Consider the following 26,137-nt stretch of genomic DNA (forward strand, 5'->3'; position numbering starts at 1 on the left):
GATCAGAATATTTGCCTGTCTCTGATCAGTACATATCCGCTTATTGCTATCAGGTCAAGAAAAATACAACCGATAAGGATCAGTACTTTTTTAGGTGTTGAAGCTTTCAGGGGAACGGAAGCAGGTTCTATAATGGTATAGACAGGTGTTTGTTCCTGTACCCGTAATTTATCCTGTTCCTGTTTTTGCGCTAATGTGTTATAGACATTGAATGTCAGTGTCATCTCATTTTTCAACCGTTCCAACTCTGTCCGGTAACTGGCTGAAACGATATTTTTATTACCGTCTTCAAATGCGGCATACGTTTGTTGGGCTTTATAGTAGGCATCCTGAGCCTCTTTTAGTACTTTCTCTGTAAATTCCAGATCTTTTTTTGCTTTTTGTGTCCGGTAGTTGGTGATATATTTTTTTAATTTTTCCACTACATTATCCGTTACTCGTGCTGAGATAACCGGATCCTGCATCCGGACGGAAACGGTTACTACCTGCGTTTTCTTATCTACAAAGATCGATATCCGTTCCTGTAATTTCTTTATGATATCTTTTTGCTCTTTGGTAAGAAAAAAAGGATCTATCTTGTCTGGCTGGTGATCTTCATCTCCCAGCATTTCGATGAGATAGGAGATACCTTTCAGCGGGGCTTGTATGATCAGATTCCACCATGCCTCTTTCTGATGTCCTTTCAGATAATTGAACAGAGACATTTTCAACGTTTTCTTCTTATTCGTTACTTCCTGAGGGAAAAGTTCCAGAAGAAACGGAGTACTGTGAACAATATCCGGATAAACTTCGGGTGAAATAGCATCCTGGCTGTTTCCGCTGTTTATATCTATTCCAGCCATGGCTGCCAGTCCTCCGAGATTCCCCATCTTACTTGCCGTATTGTTTGTTTCGGGCATCAGTTTGACGGTTGTGGTGTATTCTTTCGGGATACTGAATGCAATGACAAGTCCTATAATCACCGCTATTCCGCTACTTTTCAGAAATAGTTTTCTTTTTGACCATAAGAACTGTATAACGGCTATAATATCTATATCCAATTCTGTCTTATCAGTCTTTTTTTCACTCTTGTTTATCATCCTTTACTACAAAGTTTATTTGAGAGAATTTATCAATGAAGTCAACATGGCAGCGATAGAAGTCGTAGAACTTGTGATGCTGAGTATTTCAGCCAGGTTCGCCCTTCTGTCACGTTGGCTTTTACTTGGAACGACTATTTCACAACCCGGCTCGATCTTTGGATAACGTTTAAAGAAAATACCAACTTTACGGGTGGTCGCTACTTTTCCGTTCATATAAATTACAATCGGATATTTGCGGGAAGTATCGTTATATCCTCCGGCCTGTGACAGGCAATCGCGGACGGACATTCCTTTGGTATATGTGATACTGTTCGGATAGGTAACGGCCCCGCTGATTTTCACTGTACTCTGTAACTGAGGTATATAAATGATATCCCCGTCACGGAGAACCAGGTCATAGGTACTTTTCGGGTGGGTAAGTGCCTGTTGTAAATCGATTCCGACAGAATAGTTCTTTATATTGGTAAGCGACAGGGCGATAGAATCCTTACTCTGCTTGTTGTTATTACTTAGTTGCAACAATGTTTCCACCTGGCGGATTTCATCTTCCGTCAACTGGCGTTTTAAACTAGCTCCTCTCACATAAGCATCCGGAGTTACTCCTCCCGATTGAGCGATAATATCACTCAGGCGTGTGTTTTTATAAGGTAAAGCATAGTCACCGGCAAAAGTGACTTCCCCATTTACTTTTACGACTTCCTGTTTTTCATATCCCGGAGAGAAACGGACAAAAACTTCATCGAACGGTTCAAGAGTAAAAAGTGTATCTGCATGGGCCCCGGATGATTTGGATGGCAGTTGCAGTTCATCGCTCAATGCAACAGTATATACTTTGGAAACCTGGTTCGTACTTTTATCAGCCGTAGGATCCTTGATCCGGCGGGCTACTTCAACATTGATTGTCGAGGCGGATTCCTGTAGTCCTCCGGCAAGAATGATGGCATCTTCCACCGTCATATTTTTGCTGAAAGGGATAACTGTATCCGGGTTATTGACTGCTCCGCCGACTTTGACGGTATAAGGTTCCCGGAGTTCAAATAAAGAAGGTATATATAATTTGTCTTCTTTCTGTAATTCCATGTCCGGGATTTCCCCGTTCATTATACCTTGTATATCTATGGCAATAACCGTACTGGTGAAGTCGGGATTCAGACGGGTAAGATGCGCCCTGCCTATAAATTCATCTCCTTTTAGCCCGGCCGCCTGTTTGATCAACTGTTTGACAGTATGAACTTTTGGGCTTAATTCATATTCTCCGGGACGCCATACGGAACCGGTAATCGTGATCCGGTTGTCATAAAAGGGGATTACGGAGTCTACTAACAGGGAGTCGCCGTCCTGAAGGACAAATGTAGGAAATTCTTCAGCGGTTACGGTAGCAATCTGATAACGGGAACCAGATTTCCGTTTGATTGTCACGTCTTCTGTAAAAGCGTCTCCGGTGAATCCCCCTGCCATTTTCAGCAGGTCTTCCAATGTCTCTCCTTTACGGAGTTCGAATGTACGGTTACGTTTTATTTTCCCGTGTGTGTTAACCAGTTGCTCGTAGGGTTCGATAATAATCATATCATTGTCTTCCAACCGGATATTGGTATCATATTTTCCGTTAAGCAGATAATCGTATACATCCAGATTGGCTATTTCCTTATTATTACGATATACCCGGATATTACGGAGGGAACCGATGTCGTTCACCCCACCTGCTGCGTATAAAGCATTGAACAAGGAGGCAAGCGAAGATAAGGTGTAGGTACCCGGTGCAACCGCTTCTCCAACAATATTTACTTTAATACTCCGGATTTTCCCTAGTCCGACCGAAACAAATGTATTCGGCTCTTTTCCGTCTACCAGGTTCCACATGATTTTTCCCAACTCCTGCTTGATCCGGTTTTCTGCTTCTTCGATTGTCAGCCCGCTTAAAGCGACTGGTCCTACATTGGGAATGATGATCGTTCCTTCGGGTGATAAAGTCAGCTTCAGGTTTAACTCCGAATCTCCCCATACATCAATAAGTACTTCATCACCGGCTGACAATGGATAATTTCTGGGAGTCGGCATATTCATATTCGGTTCGAAAGACAGGTTTTTATTGGAAAATATCTCACGACCGAAGACCTGGTTTTTTAGACTGTCTTCAGAGGTGTTATCTTTCCGTTGTATGTCGATTGGAGGGATCTCATTTGTTATCATGATCCGGTCGGTTACCGGTTGTTCGCTGGCCGGGATTACTGATTGTTTCGTCCCGCTGCTGTTTAAACGTTTGGTAATTTCCTGCTGTATCTGTTCTTCTGTCATGCCGGCAGCCTTGGCCTTATCAAGTAACTCCTGCGGAACCTGGGCTATTGCCAGGATAGAGTACAATGAGCAAAAGAAACAAAGGATGCATTTGTTTAAAGTCTTCATAAAATCTCTTTTATTTTAGTAACAATTCGTTGGCAAGCCAAACCGTCTCCATAAGGATTCACGGCTTTACTCATTTGGTCGTAATATTTTTTATCCTCAATTAACCGGGATGTTTCATCGAGTATCCTGATAAAATCTGTTCCTACCAGTTTTACAGTTCCGGCGTCTAACGCTTCCGGACGTTCAGTGGTATCGCGCATTACCAGGACCGGTTTTCCCAGTCCGGGTGCTTCTTCCTGAATACCGCCGCTATCCGTCAATACAATAGCAGACTGTTCCATCAGGTAGACGAATGGCAGATATTCCAATGGTTCGATGAAGAATAGATTTGGCAGACGGATATCTCCAAACACACTCTTTATCGGTTTCCTGACGTTCGGATTAAGGTGCATCGGATAGACAAAGTCTATCTCCGGGTATTTGATTGCTAATGTTTTGAGCGCTTTACACATAGAAATAAAACCGTTACCGAAGTTTTCCCGGCGATGACCTGTGATTAAAACCAATTTCCGGTTACTTTGTTCTGACAGGCGGGAGGTTTTATAACCGGACTTTTCCAGTTCACTGGCAAGTAGTTGCTTCAGTTCATCCTTGTTTTTTATTTCTGAGACTACGTGATACAAGGCATCTATGACAGTGTTGCCTGTTACTGTAATCAGCTTCTCATCTATTCCTTCCTCCAATAGATTTTTTTTGCTTAAGGCTGTCGGAGCGAAGTGATAAGATGCTATTCTACCCGTCAGTTGCCGGTTCATTTCTTCCGGCCAGGGACTGTATATATTGTGTGTCCGTAATCCGGCTTCTATATGTCCGACCGGTATCTGCTGGTAAAAGGCAGCCAATGCTGCCGCTGTCGACGTGGTTGTGTCGCCGTGTACCAGCACCAGATCGGGACGGAATTCTTTCAGCACATCTCTCATTCCGGTAAGTACGCGGGCTGTAACGTCATACAGGTCCTGTCCCTGCTTCATAATATTCAAGTCATAATCAGGATGTATGTCAAAGATGCGAAGGACCTGGTCCAACATCTCCCGGTGTTGTCCGGTAACACAAACGACTGTTTGGAACAGATGAGGATGTTTCTGAAATTCTTTGATTAACGGAGCCATTTTTATTGCTTCGGGACGTGTGCCGAAGACTAGCATAATCTTTTTCATTTTGTTTCTTTTATTATATTCAGCATTTGTCCGGCGAGTACTTTTCTGTCAAAATCGTGTGCAAGTTTTCTGCATCCGGCTTTACATTGTTTATATAGGATAGGATCGGAGAGGAGTCTGTCGAGTTGACGCTCGAAGTCTTCTTTTGATTCGGGTTCGAAGCATAATCCGGCTTTGTACGACTCGACTATCTGACGTGCCTCTCCGTCCACTCCCATCAGGATAGGTATTTCCATGCCTGCATTTTCAAAGATTTTTGAAGGAATGACTGTCGTGAATAAATTTGATTTACGCAAATTGATCAATGCAACATCAAGGATGGAAATGTATCTTTTTACATCCTGCTTGGATACCGGATCGAGCATCGTAACATTTTTGATTCCTAAGTCATCCTTTAGTTTCAGCAGTTTATTCTTCTCGGCTCCGGTTCCCAAGAACAGGAAATGATAGTTGTTTTTCCCCTCCATCCCAGCCGCACATTCAAGGATAAAATCCAGTTTGTGAGCCATTCCGTGAGTACCGATATAACCGATGATTTTTTTATCTTTTAAATTCAGCTGTTCAAGTAATACTTGATCTTTAGACATGGGAGTGAACAATTCCCTGTTTACCCCGTTTTTTATAACTTCTATCTTTTGGAGATGTATTCCTTTTTCGCTTAACCTCTTTTTGAATGAGTCCGTTACAACGACGATTTTTTGGGCAGAGCGGTAACATCTTTTTTCCTCCCATTCCAGAAAGCGGATTATAGGATTTTCTTTCATGGCACCGACTGTTTTGATGGATTCGGGCCATAGATCGCGGACTTCCATGATCCAGGGTTTTCTTTTCCAGAAAGAAAGGGTACGTCCCGACAAGGCTGTGAAAAATTGGGGAGAGGTGGCAATGATTATATCAGCCTGTTGAAATAACCCGGCAAAGAAAGAAGTAACGGAGAAACTGATATAGTCGAGTGTCCGTTTCAGAAAACCTTCGTTTGCCGTGATGTAACTCCATATCCGTATTACACGGATACCATCCATTATTTCTTTTTGATAGAGGCGGTTACGGTATCCTGTATATACTTTCCCCTGAGGAAAATTAGGAGTACAGGTGATGACCGTGACTTCTTCCCCTTGTTTTACCCATTCTTTACAATGTTCGTAAGTCCGGGTAGCCGGCGCATTCACTTCCGGCGGAAAATTATCAGTTAAAAATAAGATTTTCATTAATGATAAATGTTTATTGGATGTTATGCCTGATTGTATATTGCATTTGGTTGGTAAAAGCCAGGCATATTTTTTTGTCGGAATCAGTTTATTATACTCGAAAGCGATCTCGCAGGATTCAATCCATACTTTGTCTGCCCCGGAAAAGGATATGGTTCCACGGTCTGTCTTTACTGAATCCGTATTGACCGATAGAATCGTGACATCGGGATGTAGATGTATATAGTTGATCCCTTTTGCTCCTTTGGCGGGTATAAGCTGGTCTTCAATCGTAATTTTCCGGTTTTTCATATTAAATTGCCGTTGGTGTTCGACACCCAGTTGTCTGAATCCGTTATGGCGGGCAGTGATACTGTTACGCTCTTCTTTCAGGTAAGTGATTTTAGCCCGTTGGGCAACCCGGAAACCTCCCCAGACATTACTGGAGCTTTGACCTGCAACCCGAACCGTATTATGTGCCTGTGTCTCACGTTCATATTGCCGCCGTACATTTTTCTCGTAGGTCGAGATACCAGAGTCGATGATGAAAGGTTTCCCATCGATCCGTAATTCATAGTTGAAAGTGTCGGCATGAGCATGTCCTGGAATGTAGTCCGGACCGATATTACCGACATCCAGTACCATTTCAAATCCGGAAGATTCAAATTTTCGATAACCGGATTCCTTCAAATATTCTTTTGACCAAGTTAATCCCAGTCGTTTAGCATACAGAAACAAATCCCTGGCTATTGGAGCTACACCATAAGTGCTGTCATTGAATAAAGGTATGGAACCATCGGTATAGATGATAGCTTCTAGCCATCCGAGCATTTTTATAGCTTTTGATTCCATATATTTTACAATGTATTTCTGTTGATCGAACCGCATATTATATTTAGCGGCATTGATGCAATCAAGTAAACGGTCCAGTAATATTTCATGGTACATCGGAGTTAGTTCATAATGTGCACCATCAGGAAGTATTTGTTCTTCCAATTCACTATATAATAATTGTGTGGCCTGTTCATAAAAAAAGTTGTCTTTAAAATAAAGTGCGGCCCACAACAAAGAAAATGCATCTTCTAATAAATGGTTGCCTAATAAGTGATATTCAAGGTTATCAGATAAAATTCTATATTGGTTATATAATGATGTATTCCAATTTTTTGTGTTTTCGGGAGGAATTAATAGAGAGTATTTGGAAAAAAACTTTATCCAGTTTACACCACGCAGGGCTATAGGATACGGTTCTAATCCATTCTTGTTAGATTTTAAATCAATTATAAATTTATTGATCCAATAAAATTTCTTCTGTAAAGATAAATTGTCTTGAAGAAGAAAATCCATATAATTCAAATTGTATGACCATAATTTTCCATGTCGTTCGTCATCCCAAATTGTAAATTCAGAGGTTTTGTTTAAAAAGTGAAAAGAATTTATCCCTTCTGCACTGATATATTTATGTATGAAATCTATAATATGTAGAGGAAATCCTTCTTTAGTATGATCAAAAGAATATCGAAATCGGAATGTTTTCCATACCAATCGTTTACCTCTGTACCAAAGCTGAAAGAATAGTTGTTTAAACTTTAGAAAACGTATTGTATTATAGTATAATATAAGATGTCTCATTTAATGATTCTTCAAAACTGTTTTTTACATGGATCTGTTTTGGTGTCTAATTCATAATATTTTTTGATACGGTTACTTTGAATAATCTTCATCGGGTTACCTACAACTGTCGTATTATCAGGTATGCTTTTATTGACTAATGTATTGGAACCAATAATGACATTATTTCCAATAGTTATCTCTCCAAAAATAACGGAACCTGTACCTATATAAACATCATTACCTATGACGGGTACTTTTTTATCACCAAAATTTCTCCCTATTGTTACATTCTGGGCAATTAAAACATTATCTCCGATTATAGCATCTTTATGAATGACAACGCCTAGCCCGCCATATCCAAGCTTAAAATTGCGGCCAATCTTTGCGGAAGAAGGTAGCCATACAGCAAACAAAAACCGATTTAGGTAAGACACCAGCTTAGCTAATCTGAACCATGATTTTCTATGCAGTAAATTTCCGATCCTATATAATCTTATTACTATCATACTTTAATAATTTCATTACACCTTCCTGATATATATTATAATCCTCCTTATTCAATATAGCATCAACGACCATAGAGAATCTGAAAGCAGCGGTAGAAGCAGACCAAAGATTGTTAACTAATGCGTTGGACTCTTTTTTTAACTTAGCCAATAGTATAGGATCCTCTGTTAGGGATGATATACATTCTTTTAGTGCCTGTAGATTCCCTGACGGAAAAATCATCGCATTTATGCCATGAGACAACATGCTTTTGACGGCACCAATTTTGTTGCTTCCTACTATTGCACATGACTCTGCCATTGCTTCATTGATGACGGCCCCCCATCCTTCATGTCCGTTACTCGGTAGTACATATATATCAGCCTGCTGCATCAAATGTCGAACTTCGGCAACCGGAAGGAAATCATATAGCGTATAATTTGAAGGGAGGGCATGTTTATGTAAATATTTTATTAAATAGTTAGAAGCAGGACCATTGCCAACGAGGGTTAAATGAATGTTGTTATTTTTCTCTTGCAGATCACAGAATGCCTTGATTAATAAATCGACCCTTTTCAATTTTAGCATCCTTCCGCACCATAATAGGTTAATTTTCTCTTTTGGAAGCAAATGGTTACCTCTAACTGTTTGATTGATAGATGTAAAATATCCGAAGCTGAAAATGCGATTCTTACAAATACCCAGATAATTAAAATCATATGCGGCATACTCTCCTTGTGCTAAATAGAAGAAATTCGGATAAGTAGATAATTTTCTAAATTGGTATACAAGATTGAGAATTTTAGGATGTAGTAAACGAAATTTCCCAATCCCTTCCTTAAACCATCGTTCTGAAAAATAGAATGTCAGTTTACCGCTTTGTAAACGTTTCTCCATTAACCGATAATAATCTCTTATACTGCATAGGACTATATCCGCTTCGTAAAAAAGGTTTGAAAATTCAGTAAAATTAGAAGGCTGTATGTGATAAAGCCAATTTTCTTGCTGGTAACTGTCAAATCCCATTTTTATTCGATTTTCTTCATGAATCAAAGGAGTCGCATAAATAACATTATCCTGACCATAGATATTTCTCAATGCATCATAAAATGGTAATTTGTGATGATTTATATTAGGATTTATATATAGTACTTTCATTATTCAATTCTTCATTTAATATTACTTTAAGCCTTTCCAATCCACTTAGGAATGAAAAATATTTCTCATAGTCTGTTTTGATACAGAGAGGATTAAACTGATTGTTTAATAAATAATCCAATTTTTCCATAAAGTCTTCTACGGAATGATATTGTTTAAAATAGTCCTTGTTATGAAAAAGATCATAGCCTCTTGCAGAAGTAGGATGAGTCAGTATGGCTTTGCCGTTTCTTAATCCATCCATGACGCGTAGTTTAAGTCCGCTACCCAACCGTGCCGGAGCTATATAGACAGATGATTTTTTTATAACTGCATCCATATTTTCCGGATTAGCTATCAGTTCTATATTAGAGCGTTTACATTTTTCTATTAGTTTTTTTCCGGGGTTTCTGCCGGCTATTATAATATTGATATCCGGATATTTGCTGATAATCGGTGTATAAAGTTCTTTCAGAAAGTGGGTTATACCATCTTCTGTCTGATAGTCGTGCAGACTCCCGGTTATGGCTAATGTGCAATTGTCCGGTTGCAAAAGGATCTTTTCTGTCCTTCTTTCTTTATTCTCGAAGCATCCGAGGTATTTCACCCGGATATTTTCAGGCAAATCATATATATCTTTGAACTCCTGAATGTCATCATTACTGATAGATAGGTTCAAATCGCTGTTTAATAAAGCCTTTTTTTCATTTTTGTTTATATAGCCGGCATACAATCCGCCAAAAGATTCAATAGTCTTGTTATCTTTGTGGTACCGGCGTTCTATATTATGGTGAATAGTTATCACTTTTAACTTTTTACTTTTGAAAAAATCTACCATGTCTCCTGCCAGTACACCTCCATTTAAGACAACTGTATCGAACCTACCTTCATTAATGTTTTGCCAATAATCATAGATAAAAGGAATAAAACGATGTAGCCTGCCAGTAAATGGGAACAATAACTTTTCCTTGAAAGGACGTTTGGGGACATATACAATATCGGTCGATTGTTTATAATTATCAGGTACGATACAGTTATCGGCGATCATTAATGTGAAATGTTCCGATAGTTCCATAAAGGCATCAATGTAGGCTCTTGAAGCGAAAGGACCTCCTCCATTGATAAAAGGATTGACTCTTGAAATATATAATACTTTCATTAGATGTTATTTTAACCGATTTCTACGATTTGTTCTTTATTGAATATAGACTTATAAGGAATAAATAATTCTTTTCGAAGTTCGATAGAACTATGTAATCTGATGAATGAAAAGGTTATTATCAGGCTGAAGAATAATAATTTATTCCATCTTTCTTGCTTCTCCAGTAATAGTGGGAACAGGAAAATATCGAATATATCAAAATACAGACAAACCCGGCTTAGTTGTTCTGATAGGGGAGTAAGTAATATGTATAAGCAGGTTCCGAAAATATATATATTGAATAGTCCCCGTGTGATATTGTTATTTGATAGTTCTTCTCTCATAAACAGAAAATATAGCAAAATGATAAATCCCCGTTTTATTACTCCCCTGATTAGTATAGTTGATTTGGATAATTCTACTCCATAAGTTTCTCCGGAAGCGCTTTTATCAATATAGTTATTGATCTTATTTTCAATGATCGAGTTGACCAAACCTGTGCTGATAGAATCAAAAACTGTTGATATATAAAAAGCTATCGGTATTAGTACCAGCAATATAATTATATAATATTTTATTTTAATGTCTTTATCGAAGATGAAATACACCGGTAGAAATAGTAACGCTGTACGATGGATCATGCAAGTTATAATAACAGCAAAAAGGAACATATATATTTTTTTTTCTATTACATACCTGATGGAATACATCAGAATTGCCAGGGCTATATATTGTCGTACAAAGAATATCCCTCCTTTTGTGACAGAAAAATAGCAAAGCAGACTTAATACGGGATATATGGATAAATACCGGATAGCTTTCGATATAAAAAAATATTGTATAGCAGCTAAAATAAATAATAGAACAGTGTAGCTGTTGAACAGGTAATGGATACAATAATTCAGAAATATGAATCCGTTTTCGAAATTGTTGGAAAAATCAAGGTCATATATATTACTGAAATAGTCATAATATCCGCTCCAATCGGTGCCTCTTTCCCATCTGAGAAAAGATAACAGGAATAGGATAGAGAGTGTAAGATAATAAATAATTTGAGCGGTCCCTTGTCTTTTGCTGTCGAAGATTTCGAGAAAACTACCGGCGAGCAATAGTATGAAAATCAGATATAGGTACATGGTTAAAATCGATCGAAGGGATACAGTTTTATGTGTGTGATTCTTTTTACAAAATCTCTGGTTCCTTTATTAAAAAGATATAGCGGTATCAGTAAAAGAATGAGATACAAGCTTCCGGTCAATGATGCATACAATATAAAGTTAATATAAGAAGAAGCGGGGTTAAGGTCGATATAGTTGGAAATATAGAGTACTATAACAGTTGTAAATAGTAACGATATAATTGATTTGATATATAAGTAAATATAATTGCTAATGGAAGTCTTGAATCCCTTTCGGAACAGGAATATAGGTTTCCAGGTAAAAACGATCAGAAGTAAACTGATCAAGACACCGCAAAGTATACCTGGTATTCCCCACCAATATCCAAACAGAACGGATAGTCCTATATTTAATATCGCTTCAGCAATTGGTGCCCAGATATCTTGGAATAGGCCATAAGCATTGATAAATGAATCGACAACTGTACGGATCAGGTTTATATACATGATTGCAACCATTAGTATCAGCGATAAATTATCAAGTTGATATTCCGGCCCGACCCATAAAGTAATAAAAGCGGGTGCCAATCGATAAACACAGTAACAGGCTGTTCCGACAAATAAAAAACGAGAACAGAATAATTCTTCGAATACATTCAGAATATGATCTTTATCACTTGATGCGACCAGGTTCCCTACTCCGGCTCCTATGCTGTTGAATATGGCGGCAAGTAATGCCATAATCCCCATGATGATCAACATATAGTTCCCATAAACGGCTACCAGTGTCAAGGAAGTGTAAGCATATATGACCAAAGGACTTGTTTGGGTAAGTACATATCCTCCCACTTTATGGAAAAAGAGTTGTTTTGTCTTTTTTATGATTTCTGAATATTTTCCTTTTAACTCTTTACCTGTTTTTACCCGGGCAGATAACCAGGGGTATTCCCGTCTTAGCAGAAGATTTACGGAGATTGTTGTAAAAATTACTGCTATGAATTCCAAAAGTAACCACCATACATATCCGTCAGACAAATAAACTATTGCCAGGATTTGTAGAACGGATTTGATGATGGTAATACTTTTTACATGGATCGTAATTTTGTAGTCTTTCTGATCGGCAGTCAATACTATCTGACGATAGTTAAAATAGTAACTGGCCAGTGAACTGGTTAATAATACGAAAAATGTGCCGTAAGCATACCATAAAGGTAGCTGAGTTTTGGCAAAAATGAACGGAAAGAAACACATAAGGATAAATGAACCCCAAATTACAAATCCTGCAATTTTGCGGTACATGTATCCTTGTACTGAAACTATCTCACAGATCTTGTCTCTATTATTATCAGCTAGTGGTTGATAGAGTGTATAGGATATTGCTGCCCCGATACCAAGTTCCGCAAGATTTAAGAATTGAAGGAGATTGACGACAGTCGTGTTCAGCCCTAAAATTTCTGTTCCCAGATATTCAATGAAGATCTTACGGGATATAAAGCTGATTATTAGATTGATAAAGTAATAAATCAATGCTATCCGAACGTTTTGTATGCTCCTTTGTGTTCTTGATTTAACCATCATTTTTTGTATATCCCGCAAAAATCCAATATCACTTTATTCTCTTTCCTGGGTAACTCCTTGAACTCCTTATGAGCTACCAGGAAAACGATTATGTCGGCTTTTTCGTATGCCTCCTTGTAGTTGGTGAGTTTGAATATTTTGTGCTCACGAACATTCGGTTCCACCACGAGAATATCTGCATTGTTACGGCTTTGCATGACTTTTGTCGTGATATACTTGGCTGGCGATTCCCGCAGATCGTCGATATCGGGTTTGAAAGCCAGTCCCATCATGGCAACGACTGGCTTCCGGTTATGTTCCAGTTCGAACTTAAGCATGGCATTCTCTACTTTTTCGGCACACCAGAAAGCCTTGTAGTTATTGATCTCACGGGCTTTCGCTATCAATTGCGATTCATAGGGAAACTCAGCCGTAATGAAATAAGGATCGACGGCAATACAATGGCCTCCTACGCCGGAACCCGGTTGCAGGATATGAACCCTCGGGTGCTTGTTGGCCAGTTCAATCAGTTCCCAAACATTGATGCCGGCCTTGTCGCAAATGAGCGACAGTTCGTTGGCGAAAGCGATCTGTACGTCACGGGAGGAGTTCTCGGTCAGTTTGCACATCTCCGCCGTTTTAGCATTTGTCTTGTGCAGGGTTCCTTTGACGAACCGGCTGTAAAACCCGATCGCTTTCTCTGTCGACTCAGGGTTGATCCCGCCGATGACACGATCGTTATAGACCAGTTCATAAATGACATTTCCCGGTAATACACGTTCCGGACAATAAGCAATGTAGATTTTCTCTTTCAGCTCCGGACGGAGGGAGAAAATTAAATCAGTCATCTTGTCCGTTGTCCCTACCGGCGAAGTAGACTCGATGATGAACAGATCATTTTCCTTCAGCAAGGGGATAACCGAACGGGTTGAAGTTTCCACATAAGAAATATCCGGTTCGTGATTTCCTTTGAACGGGGTAGGGACAACGACCAGGTATATATCACTGGTTTCCGGCTTTACCGAAGCCTTCAGATGGCCGGACGTTACTACTTTTCGGCATAATTCCTGTAAACCGGGTTCCACGATATGGATTAAACCTTGATTGGTCATATCGACAACCTGCGGGTTAATGTCTACACCAATAACTTCTATGCCGTGTTCGGCAGCTATAATTGCTGTGGGGAGGCCAATGTAGCCAAGTCCCATAAAACATGCTTTCATAATTCAATTAAACCTTTTAAGTAATTTCTTTTCGTTAAATAAATTCTATATGCATTTAAGTTTGTCCAGACAGAGATTAAGAGTTGTCCATAGGATAATATCCGCTAAGAATAAAATATTTATATTGGCAAAAGGGGCGAGTATGATATTTAAGCCGCTGAAAAATATAGAGATACCAAGTATATATAATAAAGCTCCATGCGGTTTGCATCCCATTTTCAGAAATTTGTGATGAATATGATTTTTATCCGGCGAGAACAACCCCTTATTGCTTCTGAACCGTATCAACATCACCCGTATCACATCGAACATCGGTACGATCAGGGTAGAGAAAGCAACCAGGATCGCACTGGTGGAGTAGGGTGTCACCTCCGGGTTATACACAGCATAACGAATGCAGAGGAAAGCCAGGATATACCCTAAAGTCAGGCTGCCGGTATCGCCCATAAATATCTTTCTTCCATGTTCGACTTGGCCGAATACATTATAATAAAAGAAAGGGATCAACACTCCCAATGTCGAGAAAGCCAGCGTGGCATATGTCCACATCTGGTTATGCAGGAACAATACCCCTAATACCATCAGGGAGACACCGCTTAAACCGGAAGCCAACCCGTCGATTCCGTCGATCAGGTTGATCGCATTGCAAATAAAAACAATGACGAAGATAGTCAGCGGCATACCCAGCCATGCCAGCAGTTCATGCATACCGAATAATCCGTACAGGTTATTGAGCCATAGTCCGGATAGAGGCAATAGCGAAGCCGCCAGTATCTGTATGATAAATTTGGTGGAATAATGTAATCCGATCAGATCATCTTTAATGCCAGCCAGATACAGCAGGATCAACCCGCATGTGAGCAGGTAAAAATCAGGTGTGACATGTGAAATGATATTAGGAGGGATCGGCAGACCTTGCAGGTATCCCAGGTAAGAGATGGCTGAGATAAAAGCCAGCGTAAACAGAATAATAGGAGCGAAAGAGATTCCTCCCAGCCGAGGGACAGCTCCTGTATGTATTTTTCTTTCATCCGGAATATCGAATAACCTTTTCGTCAAAGCCACGATAAGAATACGTGGAATAATCAGCATCGAAAAGACAATAGATATTACAAAGGCTATTAAAATCAAGAGGTATATCATGCGTTCTTTTAAGTTAAGTTATACGACAATGTTCGTCAGTCACATACTGTAACCGTCGAAAAATGTATTTGCATAAAAACATACCGGATTATTGCTGGTGGTAATTACTCTTGCACCTCAGCGGAGGTATGTGTTCTTTGTTTAGCTCGCTAAATAAACAAAAGACTCCTTGAATCGTTCACGATTTAGAAGCTGTTTACCTTATTTTAATCTTGACTATCAGTACTTTGGAATGCGTAAAAAAGAAATAGCTAAGTGATTGATGCCATAATTTTCAGTTCTTCTCCGAAATGTGTTTTTCTGTAAATCACAAGATAACAGCCGATTGGTAAAAAATGTTAAATAAGTAATGAGTAGAGAATAATTTGTTTTGGCTAATCAGGTCTGCCTTCTTGAATGGTTAAATGAATTGTTTTATGACATGGCATGTTTTTTATTGGGGCTGATTTAATATTTGATTTATATACCGTATGTCTCTGTAAGTCTGTACACTATGATATATGCGGGTTCTGGAATTTTTGTGTGAATATTGGAAAAAGTTGCTAATAATGATTCTCTTTATCTCCTTTACAAAGTAGTTTTTTTGTGTTAATTTTAAGTGTTAGGTTTTTCATTATACCTTGTTAGGCAAGGGGTAATGATTTTTTTGTATTTTGTTTGTTCGAAAATTAATACATACTTTTGCGGCGATTAAAAAGGATCATTTTTTAATCATGATCGTCGTTGCAGCTATGTGACTGACGAACTTTTTTGTGTAAAAAATAAACTAGTATTAATGTCCTATCTTTTGATAATCACCTTTCTGGTGATCTATTCCTTGTTCTCTGATCTTGTTAATCCGCAGGTTCTGGTAATGGCTGATCGAAAGCTGTTATTAGCTATACCTATGTCTTTCAGAAAATTCCAAAACTAATTTTATTTATACTCTTCCAATGGAAATGAATAATCATTACGTGGGCTTGCAGCGCCTTTTTTCTCGTTTCACCAAAATGAGATATATCAATGGATGGATCATTTTCAGCTTTGACCTGATCATATCTTTAAGTGTTTCATTAATAGGTGTATTAGGGCTATTGTCCTTTCTTGGGGTTTCCTATACTCAGGAAGATATTTTAAAAGGAGGCTTTGCCTCTTTGGTAGGAAGTTTGATTGCTTTCTTTACTTTTAAGGTCTATCACGGTGTGATCCGTCATTCTACTTTACGTGGTTTATGGAGAATTTGGGGAGTGGCTATATTGAAATCGGTGGTTTTATGTATATTACTCCTGGTTCTGAAAGCCTCGTTTACTCCGAAAGTCTATTTGGTAGGATTATTTATCGATTGTGTTTTAACAATGCTAATGCTGGTAACATTCCGTATTTTTATTGTGAACATATATAATATGGTTTTGTTGCAGCTTGGAAAAAAGCGGAAACAAGTATTGGTTTATGGAACCGGTGATGAGAGTGTTATGATTGCTTCAACTGCCACAAGGCATATCTTTATGCAAGATTACAGTATTACCGGCTTTCTCACATTTAATAAAGAGAAAAGGAATTTTCGTATTGCTGAATTACCTGTTTATCAGATAGCTTCCCGCGAAGATCTTTTGCGACTAGTAAACAGAAATTCTTTAGACGGTATACTTTTCCCAAATCTCAAAACTATACAACAAGAAAAAGATCGGTTGATCCGCTTTTGTGAACAGATTTCTTTGCATACTTTGGTCGTTCCTGAGATGGAAGAGGTCCATAACGGTGCGATAAAACGATCTATCCGTGATATAAAGATTGAAGACTTGTTAGGACGTGAAGAAATCCAGATCAACATGCAGGAGATCGCTTGCTTACTTGAAAATAAAGTGATATTGGTAACAGGTGCTGCTGGAAGTATTGGCAGTGAGATTTGTCGCCAGTTAGCGCATTTCCCTATTTGTAAGTTGATTTGTTTTGATTCGGCTGAAACGCCAATGCATAATTTGCGTTTAGAGTTGGAAGATAAATTTCCTAACTTGAATTTTGTACCTGTGATAGGAGATGTTCGAAATGGAGACCGGTTGGATTATGTTTTTCGAAAATGGCATCCGCATATTGTGTTTCATGCAGCTGCTTATAAGCATGTTCCGTTGATGGAAGAGAATCCTTGCGAGGCTGTACGAGTTAATGTTTACGGGACGCGGTTGGTTGCAGATACAGCGGTGAAATATAATGTAGAGAAGTTTGTTATGATCAGTACAGATAAGGCAGTAAATCCAACTAATATAATGGGATGTAGTAAACGACTGGCTGAAATTTATGTACAAAGTTTAAATCAGGCAATTATGACAGGCGAAGTACTTGGTTCAACAAAATTTATAACAACTCGTTTTGGAAATGTTTTAGGAAGTAATGGCTCTGTTATCCCTCGTTTTCGTGAACAGATTAGTAATGGTGGACCAGTTACTGTTACTCACCCAGATATAATTCGTTATTTTATGACTATTCCTGAGGCCTGTCGATTAGTTTTGGAGGCAGGTACTATGGGAAATGGTGGTGAGATCTTTGTGTTCGATATGGGAGAACCTGTAAAGATTGTAGAATTAGCTCGTCGTATGATAGAACTTTCAGGCATGAAGGTAGGAAAAGATATTGAAATTAAATATACAGGTTTACGGCCAGGAGAAAAATTGTATGAGGAACTATTAAGTAATCATGAGAACACCAAAGAAACCCCTCATAAAAAAATTCGTGTTGCAACAGTTAGAGAGTATGCTTATCAAAACATTTTTCAGCATGTAGTAAAGCTATCAATACTATCATTGAATGTAGAAATTGTTGATATGGTAAAAGAAATGAAACATGTAGTAAGAGAGTTTAAAAGTAATAATTCGGAATTTGGAATATTTGATGTGTGAATAATTATTTAATAAGATATTTATTCACACATCAGAAACACATCTATTTTATGGACATGGTTTTTGATTAAAATTATTGATATGAATTTAGAAAAAAATGTAAAGTGTAATTATAATGCAATAAAAATTGCAGTGATTGGCTTAGGTTATGTAGGTCTTCCATTAGCTCGTCTTTTTTCAACAAAGTATCCAACTGTTGGTTTTGATTTAAATGACGAGCGTGTGAACTCTATAATGTCTGGTCATGATTTAACTTTGGAGATTTCTGACGAATTATTGCAGAGTGCTTTAAGTAATGGTTTTGTTTGTTCTTCAGCGTTGGAGGATATATGTGATTGTAACATTTATATTATTGCTGTTCCAACGCCTGTCGATAATGACAATAGGCCATTGTTAACTCCTTTAATTAATGCAAGTGAAACTGTAGGAAAAGTGATATCTTCCGGTGATATTGTCATTTATGAATCGACAGTTTATCCAGGTGTTACAGAAGAAGAATGTTTGCCAATTGTAGAAAGGGTATCAGGATTGAAGTATAATGTTGATTTTTTTGCTGGTTATTCTCCTGAACGTATAAATCCAGGTGATAAAGAACATACTGTTGAAAAAATAAAAAAAGTAACATCAGGTTCTACACCCGAAATAGCTGAAATTGTCGATCAAATATATAATTCAGTTTTAATAAATGGTACCCATAAAGCTTCTTCTATACGGGTGGCTGAAGCTTCTAAAATTATTGAAAATGCCCAGCGTGATGTTAATATTGCTTTTATGAATGAATTGGCTAAAATATTTAATGCCATGGGAATTGATACTAATGAGGTGATTGATGCGGCGGCTTCTAAATGGAATTTTATAAAGCTAAAACCAGGATTAGTTGGAGGGCATTGTATTAGTGTTGATCCCTATTATTTAATACAGAAAGCTCAGGTATATGGCGTGTTACCTCGGATTATGTTGGCTGCCCGGCGTTTAAATGACGGTATGGGTAATTATATCGCCAATCAGGTGATCAAATTGATGAACAAGAAAGGAATTTTGGTAAAAGATGCCAATATTTTAATTTTGGGAATTACATTTAAAGAGAATTGTCCAGATATTCGTAACACTAAAGTTGTAGATATTTATACCACATTGCACGAATATTCTTCCAATATTACCGTTTATGATTCGTGGGCAGATCAAGAAAAAGTAGAACGCGAATATAATATCAGAATTCTTTCTTCTGGATTAGAAAATTTACAAAATTCATTTGATGCTGTTATCTTGTCTGTCGCTCATGATGAGTTTAAAGAATTACCAATTCAGAAATTTTTGAAGAATAATGGTGTAATTTATGATGTAAAAGGTGTGCTTGAAAAGGCACTTGTAGACGGAAGATTATAAGGTAAATGGAGGTATTCGTTGGAATAGTATTTTTAATATTCAAAATTTAATCGAATAGTATTTGTTTTAAAGTGAATAGTCACATTTACAATGGTAGGAAGCAAATATTTTTTAGAATAGGAAGGTGAGGATAGAGAGAGCTTCAACAAGAGTTTTTGTAAATACAGGCGTACAATATGTCAGAAGCATATTATCTGCAGGTATATTGTTTTATACTTCCCGTTTGATATTGGCAGAACTGGGAGTTGATGATTTCGGCTTATACAGTCTTATTGCGGGAGTTATTGCTCTGTTGTCTTTTATAAAAGATTCTTTAGCATCGACTATTCAGCGTTTTTTATCTTTTTATCAAGGGAAAAATGATTTGAATAAGCAATGTGACATTCTGAGTAACAGTTTGGTGATTACATTATTAACAAGCTTAGGTTTGGTTTTGCTCTTGTTTCTATGTCAGAAATTTGTATTGACGGAATTTCTGAATATCGATAAAAGTCGGGTGGAGGCTGCTTATTGGGTGTATAACAGTATGTTGTTTATGCTCTTTTTTACGATGCAAAGCACTTCTTATTTTGCTGTTTTGATTGCGCATGAAAATATCGTATACACTTCCATTATACAGATGATAGATGTTATTTTGAAATTATTTATCTCAATATCACTTGCCTATGTCGGTTTTGATAAACTTGTTTACTACGCTTGTTTGATGGCTTTGGTTCCTTTATTTGATTTTGTTTGCTATTACATTTATTGTAAAAAAAAATATACCGAGTGTAAGCGGGCTTCTGTTTTTAAATTTAAAGCTTATTTGTTTAAAGAACTGTTTGTATTTACGGGGTGGACGGTTTATAGTATCGGTTGTATCGTCGGTCGCACACAAGGGATTGCTGTATTATTGAATCGTTTTTTCGGAACAGCCTTAAATGCTTCATATGGGATTGCTCAACAGGTGATAGGCCAAATTTCTTTTTTATCGACTTCTTTGATAAATGCCATGCAACCGCAAATCGTTAAGGCGGAAGGGGCTAAAGACCGAAATAAAATGTTTCAATTATCTGAAATGGCAAGTAAGTTTTCTTTTTTGTTGTTTGCCTGGATAACGATTCCCAGTCTTTTCTATATGGACCGGATTCTACAGGTATGGCTGGGAGAAATACCTGATTATGCCGTTTCCTTTTGCCGGTATAGCTTGTTTGGAGCCTGGATGGATCAATTTACGATGGGGTTGGGTGTGGCAAACAAAGCAATAGGAAAAATAAAAATATATTCGATTGTTACAAGTACCATAAAAATTTTGACTTTACCCTTTGCTTACCTCTGTTTAAAAATGGAAATGTCTGCCGTTTCGGTTATGGTGTGTTATGTATTTTTTGAAATAGTATGTTCGCTTTCCAGGATTTTATTGCTTAAAATGGAAAGCGGATTGTCTGTTAGCAGTTTTGTCAATAATGTATTTGTTTATGAATTGATACCGGTTGCCGTGCTTTTAGCTATGACTTATATTTGTTCGCTGCTCATTCCGGATCATTTCTTTTTGGTGACTTTTATCGTCGGTCTGTTTTTTATTTTGTCGATCTACTGTTGCGGATTGACCCGTGCGGAGAAAGAGATGACCGTATCATTTATGCACAGATTGAAAGCGAAACTGTTGTAGATATTTTAGAGTTAAAAGTATATTAATTTATATGGTTTTATAAAAAATGAAAGAGAATAGTTTGGGCAGAAAAATGATCAGTCCGTTTTTACCTTTGTATAGAAAGTTTAGGGATGGATATTATGCAAGGGTCGGGAAGAAAGATCCCAAGAAGTTAGCTGTGATCTTATTTAAGAAACATTGCGGTCATAGGATTAATTTTGAAAATCCTTCTGATATAAATGAAAAAATAAACTGGTTGAAATTTTACACGAATACGGACAAATGGTCGGAACTGACAGATAAGTATCAGGTGCGTAAGTATGTAGAGGATAATGGATTGGGGCATACATTGAATACAATTTACGGTGTATATGAAAAAAGTGAAGATATAAATTTTGAAACATTGCCGGAATCTTTTGTTATAAAATTGACAAATGGTGGAGGTGGGAAATATGTGAAACTAGTTCAAAACAAGAGAGAGCTGAATATTCCGTGTTTAAGAAAAGAATTAAATGAATGGCTAAAATATCCGTTTGGGTTAATAAGTGCAGAGCCTCATTATTTGAAAATTAAACCACAGATTCTGATTGAAAAATACCTGAATTCTGATTTAAAAGGTGAAAATTCTCTTGTCGATTATAAATTCAATTGTTACAACGGTAAGGTATATTCTGTGTTGCTTTGTTCGGATAGAATGAAAGGAAGTGTAAAATTGTCTATTTATGATCTGAACTGGAATTTACAACCGGATAAAATAACTTCTAATTACAGAACTAGTAAGACATATTCTCGACCTGCCTCATTTGATAAAATGCTTGAATATAGCGAAATACTTGCAAAAGATTTCGTACATGTTCGGATAGATTGGTATGAAATAAACGGTGAACCGGTTTTTGGCGAAATGACTTTCACTCCTGCCGCTGGTTTTTATACATATTATTCAGAAGAATATTTAAAGGAATTGGGAGCACAGCTTGTATTACCTGGCAAAAACATATCATAATGGGAATAAATTATTCGTTTATAATTCCCCATAAAAATACGCCGGAATTGTTGCGTCGTTGTTTGGCTTCTATTCCTTATAGGGAAGATATTCAGGTTATTGTTATTGATGATAACAGTGATCCGGAGAAAGTCGATTTTGAGCATTTCCCGGGGAGCGGTATTGAGAATGTTCAGGTTGTTTTTTCAAAGGAGGGTAAAGGTGCCGGAGCTGCGCGTAATAAAGGTTTACAAAAGGCATCAGGGAAGTGGTTGTTTTTTGCAGATGCGGACGATTTTTATAATTCTTGCTTTCTGGAAACTGTTGATCGGTACATAGATTCGGAAGCAGATGTCATCTATTTTTCAGTAAATAGTGTTTATTCCGATACTTTGGAGCCTGGTTTCAGGGGAAAAGAGATTGACCAGATGATTAAGAATGCCGTAGTGAACAGGGATTTCGATCAACTTCGTTATAAAAATTTCGGTCCGGTCAGTAAAATGGTAAGAAGGGAGTTTGTGGAAAGAAACCGTTTGAAATTCGATGAGACCTTAGCCAATAATGACGCGATGTTTAGTGTGAAATGCGGATATTATGCCGGGCAGGTAGTGGTGGATGAGGCGAAGATCTATTGCATAACGTGTCACATTAGTTCTGTCAGCCATAGATATTCGGAGGCAATCGCCAGGGATCGTTTGACTGTATTCCGGAATATTAATTGTTTTTTACGGGATATTCATAAAAATAAGTACAGGACAAATCTGATTCCTTATTTGTTGTGTATACATAATTGGGAATGGCGATCGTTTTGCAGACGAGTCCGTTTGTTGTCATTCGGGTACTATATGTCTTACTTTTGGATAGACCTGATCGTCTTGGGGATTTTTCCCTTGAAATTATTTTTTGATCGTTCCCGTCGGACCCAATTTATCGATAGAAAGAGTTTAATAAAAGGAAGATCCTGATATGTTTTCTTTTCCCTATACGACTACTGTTGACAGGATTCTTTTATTTCTGTTGGTATTTTATGTTTTTTTCGTTGGTATACTGGGGAGTATAGGCACTTATTTGCTCCTTTCGGTTACCTGTTTGTTTTTATTTAATGGGTATAAAACAACATGTCGTTGTACCTGGCATTTTTTCCCTTTTCGTTATTGTGGCTATATTATATTGTTTTTAATTGCTCATTTCTTTTTGGCACCTTATAAAAGTCCGTCATTTCTGTTAGGGACATTGACTACCTTTTTGATTGGGATGGCCTTGATGCAGAAAGTAGAGTATGAGGTTATAGAGAGATGGATTATTGTTTTCGGATGTATCCAGCTCTTTTTCGGTTTGTGGTATTTACTGTCTTTTTCATCTTTAATGGCTATATTCCAGTATGTTTTACCTGAAAATGTGTTGGTTGCTATGCGGGAGTTTCATGCGGACGGAAGAAATACAGGAATCAATTCTCAGACATTTCCTTTGGCTTTTTATCTGGTGCAGCTATTAGGGATATTGTTTATAAAATACCGATGCCGACTAAATTTACGGTTTGTATTTTTAAGTTTAGTAATTTTATTAATCTTGTTTACAACAAGTAGAAGAGGAGCCTTGGTATTTTCATTTGCAGGTATTTTTGCTTGTTGGGTAATTGTCAAAAAATATTCTTTTTTTAAGTTTTTGATGATAGGGAGTGTCGTTTTGTTAAGTATTTTTATTTTTATCAAAGGCCTGGGAATATTGGGCTTGAATTTTCCGATATTGGACAGGTTTGATGTTTCTGCCGTTAGTCTGACAGACTATGAGTCAGTTAACGAATTGTCGTCTTCGAGATTGTCATTGATTGTCCATGCTTATCATTTTTTTAGTGAACGTCCGCTTTTGGGGCAGGGATTTAAGTTCTTTTTTGAAACGAAAGGGCAGGATGTGCATAATACCTACCTTCAGTTTTTATGTGAGTCCGGGATAATCGGAACTTGTATGCTGCTCTCTTTTTTTCTGTATAATCTGACAAAAACGGTCTCCATAATCAAGCAATACGTTCGGGTTCCTAAAGATATCGTGTATTCGTTTTACGGACAGTTTTTTTTCCTTATTATATGTTTTATAGAAAATCCGTTTTCCGACAGATATTTCTTTTTATCTTATATCGTTGCCGTCTCTTTGATGTATCGCAGGCTTCTGAAAGAGAAGTCGGATTTGGCGGTTTAGAAATTGTATTTTATAACAGTCTTCTGAAATTCATTTGGTTTAATCGTGGAAGAACAATTGAAAACATTCCATTCGGAACGTATTGTATTTATTAATCAGTCAAGCGGGACATTAATGGTTGATATTGTCAATGCTTTCGGAACGGAATATGAACATCTGGTTTTGATAACCGGGACAAAGGGGGGAGAAAAGTATCAGGCTGGCTTGTTGGAAAAGGTGAAAGTCGATAAGATTATCTCTTATGAAAAAAATACTACGTTCAGGCGAATTTTTACCTGGTTGTGGGGGTGGTTACAAATTTGGTTCAAAATTGTATTGAAATACCGGAAAGCTGACTTATTTATAGTTTCCAATCCGCCTATGGTGACTTTATTGCCTTTATTTTGCCGGAATCCTTATTCTTTCCTGATTTACGATACTTATCCCGATGTATTGGTGAGTACCGGAGTATGCCGTGCAGACAGTTTTATTGTACGCTGGTGGAAAAAGCAAAATAGAAAACTTTATAGAAAAGCCCGCAATATATATACGATCGGAGAAGGGATGGCAGAATGTCTGACTCAATATACAGAAAAGGGAAAAATAAAAATTATTCCGAACTGGGCCGATGTTTCTTTTTTGAAGCCCTGTAGTAAGGCAGACAATCCTTTTCTGAAAGAATACTATTTGTCTGATAAGTTTATCGTTCTCTATTCCGGCAATTTGGGGAATACCCATAGCGTGGAGACTATTGTAGAGGTTGCAGAACGTCTGAGATATGAACAGGATATTTGTTTTGTCATTATCGGAGAAGGAGGTAAGAAAAAGAAAATCGGGCAGATGGTAGAAGAAAAAGGATTGAACAATTGCCGGTTACTTCCCTGGCAGCCTGTAGAACGCATACCCTATTCACTCGGAGCTGCAGATGTCGGTATCATTACCTTGGATTTGTCGGCTTCAGCTTTGAGTGTTCCCAGCAAGACCTATGCTATGTTGGCTGTCGGTTGCGCATTGCTGTGTATTGCCGGACGAGATTCGGAGCTTGGCGGAATTGTCGGGAAATATCAGGCAGGAGAAATCTTCGCGCCGGATGAGGTGGACCGGATTGCTGATTTTGTGCTCGGGATGAAAAATGATGCAGAAAAATTGGAACGTTATAAACGGAATGCCCGGAAAGCCGCTTTGGATTTTACGCCTGAAAATGCAAGACAATATGTTAACAGATACGAATGATGTATAGGAACGGATTAAAGCGTTGTCTGGATTTTTTGATGTCTTTGTCGGGAATTCTGGTTTTATCACCTGTATTGCTGATTGCGGCGGGGGTATTAATGTATGCCAATAAGGGGGCGGGTGTTTTTTTCTTTCAGGCACGTCCCGGGAAAAACGGAAAGATATTTAAAGTGATCAAGTTTAAAACGATGACCGACGAACGGGATAAAAACGGAGAGTTATTGCCGGATGAAATTCGCCTGACCCGGGTCGGGAAGTTTATCCGTTCGACCTCTTTGGATGAATTACCTCAGTTAATAAATGTGTTGAAAGGAGATATGGCATTGATCGGTCCGCGTCCCCTTTTACCGCAGTATTTGCCGTTGTATTCACCGGAACAGGCTCACCGGCATGATGTCCGGCCCGGAATTACAGGTTGGGCACAGGTGAACGGACGGAATGACATAAGTTGGTGTAAAAAATTTGAATTGGATCTTTGGTATGTCAACCATCTTTCGTTCCGATTGGATCTGAAGATTGCTTTTCTGACAGTTTGGAAAGTGATAAAGCGTGACGGTGTCGCTAAGGAAGGTATGGCAACCACAGTTCCGTTTAACGGACATAATTAA

General features: G+C 37.9%; 19 protein-coding genes and 1 pseudogene. 8 read left to right on the forward strand and 12 right to left on the reverse strand.

The window, feature by feature from the left end:
• Window positions 1-2: 2 nt before the first annotated feature.
• From K6V26_RS04035 to K6V26_RS04085, 12 genes and pseudogenes are all read right to left on the reverse strand, one after another.
• A complete protein-coding gene (locus tag K6V26_RS04035) occupies window positions 3-1,079 on the reverse strand; it encodes a GNVR domain-containing protein (protein WP_224264642.1) in 1,077 nt (358 codons plus the stop codon).
• 15 nt (window positions 1,080-1,094) lie between these two features.
• Window positions 1,095-3,485, reverse strand: a complete 2,391-nt coding sequence (locus K6V26_RS04040; RefSeq protein ID WP_129697024.1) for an SLBB domain-containing protein — start codon at window positions 3,483-3,485, stop codon at window positions 1,095-1,097.
• Window positions 3,482-4,642, reverse strand: a complete 1,161-nt coding sequence (gene wecB, locus K6V26_RS04045; RefSeq protein ID WP_224264643.1) for a non-hydrolyzing UDP-N-acetylglucosamine 2-epimerase — start codon at window positions 4,640-4,642, stop codon at window positions 3,482-3,484. Before wecB ends, K6V26_RS04040 begins: the two co-directional genes overlap by 4 nt.
• A complete protein-coding gene (locus tag K6V26_RS28685; RefSeq protein ID WP_394373131.1) occupies window positions 4,639-5,850 on the reverse strand; it encodes a glycosyltransferase family 4 protein in 1,212 nt (403 codons plus the stop codon). Before K6V26_RS28685 ends, wecB begins: the two co-directional genes overlap by 4 nt.
• A gap of 13 nt (window positions 5,851-5,863) precedes the next feature.
• Window positions 5,864-7,461 (reverse strand): annotated as a pseudogene (locus K6V26_RS28690) (heparinase II/III domain-containing protein).
• Window positions 7,462-7,472: 11 nt separating this feature from the next.
• Window positions 7,473-7,949: a serine O-acetyltransferase gene (locus K6V26_RS04055; RefSeq protein WP_224264645.1), complete on the reverse strand. Its 477-nt coding sequence runs from the start codon at window positions 7,947-7,949 to the stop codon at window positions 7,473-7,475.
• Entirely contained in the window at window positions 7,927-9,087 is a 1,161-nt protein-coding gene (locus tag K6V26_RS04060) for a glycosyltransferase family 4 protein (protein WP_224264646.1), read from the reverse strand. Before K6V26_RS04060 ends, K6V26_RS04055 begins: the two co-directional genes overlap by 23 nt.
• Window positions 9,062-10,225, reverse strand: coding sequence for a glycosyltransferase (locus K6V26_RS04065; RefSeq protein WP_224264647.1), 1,164 nt, complete (start codon window positions 10,223-10,225; stop codon window positions 9,062-9,064). The genes K6V26_RS04060 and K6V26_RS04065 overlap by 26 nt, the downstream gene beginning before the upstream one ends.
• An 11-nt stretch (window positions 10,226-10,236) precedes the next feature.
• Window positions 10,237-11,343, reverse strand: coding sequence for an EpsG family protein (locus K6V26_RS04070; RefSeq protein WP_224264648.1), 1,107 nt, complete (start codon window positions 11,341-11,343; stop codon window positions 10,237-10,239).
• A 2-nt stretch (window positions 11,344-11,345) separates the two neighbouring features.
• Window positions 11,346-12,899, reverse strand: coding sequence for a lipopolysaccharide biosynthesis protein (locus tag K6V26_RS04075; RefSeq protein WP_394373143.1), 1,554 nt, complete (start codon window positions 12,897-12,899; stop codon window positions 11,346-11,348).
• Window positions 12,899-14,104 carry a UDP-N-acetyl-D-mannosamine dehydrogenase gene (wecC, locus tag K6V26_RS04080; RefSeq protein ID WP_224264650.1) on the reverse strand — a complete coding sequence of 402 codons (1,206 nt, stop codon included), beginning with the start codon at window positions 14,102-14,104 and terminating at the stop codon, window positions 12,899-12,901. The genes K6V26_RS04075 and wecC overlap by 1 nt, the downstream gene beginning before the upstream one ends.
• Before the next feature lie 45 nt (window positions 14,105-14,149).
• Entirely contained in the window at window positions 14,150-15,247 is a 1,098-nt protein-coding gene (locus K6V26_RS04085) for an MraY family glycosyltransferase (protein ID WP_224264651.1), read from the reverse strand.
• 938 nt (window positions 15,248-16,185) lie between these two features.
• Between K6V26_RS04085 and K6V26_RS04090 the strand changes: the two genes are divergently transcribed.
• The 8 genes from K6V26_RS04090 (at window position 16,186) to K6V26_RS04125 (ending at window position 26,137) form a co-directional block, all read left to right on the forward strand.
• A complete protein-coding gene (locus tag K6V26_RS04090) occupies window positions 16,186-18,120 on the forward strand; it encodes a polysaccharide biosynthesis protein (protein ID WP_394373144.1) in 1,935 nt (644 codons plus the stop codon).
• Between the two features lie 81 nt (window positions 18,121-18,201).
• Window positions 18,202-19,506, forward strand: coding sequence for a nucleotide sugar dehydrogenase (locus tag K6V26_RS04095; RefSeq protein ID WP_195438220.1), 1,305 nt, complete (start codon window positions 18,202-18,204; stop codon window positions 19,504-19,506).
• Window positions 19,507-20,311: 805 nt separating this feature from the next.
• Window positions 20,312-21,157 carry a lipopolysaccharide biosynthesis protein gene (locus K6V26_RS04100; protein ID WP_224264653.1) on the forward strand — a complete coding sequence of 282 codons (846 nt, stop codon included), beginning with the start codon at window positions 20,312-20,314 and terminating at the stop codon, window positions 21,155-21,157.
• 46 nt (window positions 21,158-21,203) lie between these two features.
• Complete coding sequence (locus K6V26_RS04105) at window positions 21,204-22,142, forward strand: ATP-grasp fold amidoligase family protein (protein WP_224264654.1); 939 nt, start codon at window positions 21,204-21,206, stop codon at window positions 22,140-22,142.
• Window positions 22,142-23,086, forward strand: coding sequence for a glycosyltransferase family 2 protein (locus tag K6V26_RS04110; RefSeq protein ID WP_224264655.1), 945 nt, complete (start codon window positions 22,142-22,144; stop codon window positions 23,084-23,086). Before K6V26_RS04105 ends, K6V26_RS04110 begins: the two co-directional genes overlap by 1 nt.
• A 298-nt stretch (window positions 23,087-23,384) precedes the next feature.
• The gene (locus K6V26_RS04115) at window positions 23,385-24,317 is read left to right on the forward strand and encodes an O-antigen ligase family protein (RefSeq protein ID WP_224264656.1); all 933 of its coding nucleotides are present in this window, start codon (window positions 23,385-23,387) and stop codon (window positions 24,315-24,317) included.
• A gap of 45 nt (window positions 24,318-24,362) precedes the next feature.
• Complete coding sequence (locus K6V26_RS04120) at window positions 24,363-25,529, forward strand: glycosyltransferase family 4 protein (RefSeq protein ID WP_224264657.1); 1,167 nt, start codon at window positions 24,363-24,365, stop codon at window positions 25,527-25,529.
• Entirely contained in the window at window positions 25,529-26,137 is a 609-nt protein-coding gene (locus tag K6V26_RS04125; protein ID WP_224265806.1) for a sugar transferase, read from the forward strand. Before K6V26_RS04120 ends, K6V26_RS04125 begins: the two co-directional genes overlap by 1 nt.

Origin of the sequence: Parabacteroides goldsteinii (genome assembly GCF_020091425.1) — a bacterium.
In the GTDB taxonomy this organism is placed as follows: Bacteria; Bacteroidota; Bacteroidia; order Bacteroidales; family Tannerellaceae; genus Parabacteroides; species Parabacteroides goldsteinii.

Coding starts and splice junctions, on each gene's coding strand:
- K6V26_RS04075 (WP_394373143.1), bottom strand. CDS start 12,899: ATGGTTAAATCAAGAACACAAAGGAGCATACAAAACGTTCGGATAGCA.
- K6V26_RS04055 (WP_224264645.1), bottom strand. CDS start 7,949: ATGATAGTAATAAGATTATATAGGATCGGAAATTTACTGCATAGAAAA.
- K6V26_RS04125 (WP_224265806.1), top strand. CDS start 25,529: ATGTATAGGAACGGATTAAAGCGTTGTCTGGATTTTTTGATGTCTTTG.
- K6V26_RS04035 (WP_224264642.1), bottom strand. CDS start 1,079: ATGATAAACAAGAGTGAAAAAAAGACTGATAAGACAGAATTGGATATA.
- K6V26_RS04115 (WP_224264656.1), top strand. CDS start 23,385: ATGCAGAAAGTAGAGTATGAGGTTATAGAGAGATGGATTATTGTTTTC.
- K6V26_RS28685 (WP_394373131.1), bottom strand. CDS start 5,850: ATGAAAATCTTATTTTTAACTGATAATTTTCCGCCGGAAGTGAATGCG.
- K6V26_RS04090 (WP_394373144.1), top strand. CDS start 16,186: ATGAATAATCATTACGTGGGCTTGCAGCGCCTTTTTTCTCGTTTCACC.
- K6V26_RS04070 (WP_224264648.1), bottom strand. CDS start 11,343: ATGTACCTATATCTGATTTTCATACTATTGCTCGCCGGTAGTTTTCTC.
- K6V26_RS04110 (WP_224264655.1), top strand. CDS start 22,142: ATGGGAATAAATTATTCGTTTATAATTCCCCATAAAAATACGCCGGAA.
- K6V26_RS04085 (WP_224264651.1), bottom strand. CDS start 15,247: ATGATATACCTCTTGATTTTAATAGCCTTTGTAATATCTATTGTCTTT.
- K6V26_RS04095 (WP_195438220.1), top strand. CDS start 18,202: ATGAATTTAGAAAAAAATGTAAAGTGTAATTATAATGCAATAAAAATT.
- K6V26_RS04060 (WP_224264646.1), bottom strand. CDS start 9,087: ATGAAAGTACTATATATAAATCCTAATATAAATCATCACAAATTACCA.
- wecC (WP_224264650.1), bottom strand. CDS start 14,104: ATGAAAGCATGTTTTATGGGACTTGGCTACATTGGCCTCCCCACAGCA.
- K6V26_RS04040 (WP_129697024.1), bottom strand. CDS start 3,485: ATGAAGACTTTAAACAAATGCATCCTTTGTTTCTTTTGCTCATTGTAC.
- wecB (WP_224264643.1), bottom strand. CDS start 4,642: ATGAAAAAGATTATGCTAGTCTTCGGCACACGTCCCGAAGCAATAAAA.
- K6V26_RS04105 (WP_224264654.1), top strand. CDS start 21,204: ATGAAAGAGAATAGTTTGGGCAGAAAAATGATCAGTCCGTTTTTACCT.
- K6V26_RS04065 (WP_224264647.1), bottom strand. CDS start 10,225: ATGAAAGTATTATATATTTCAAGAGTCAATCCTTTTATCAATGGAGGA.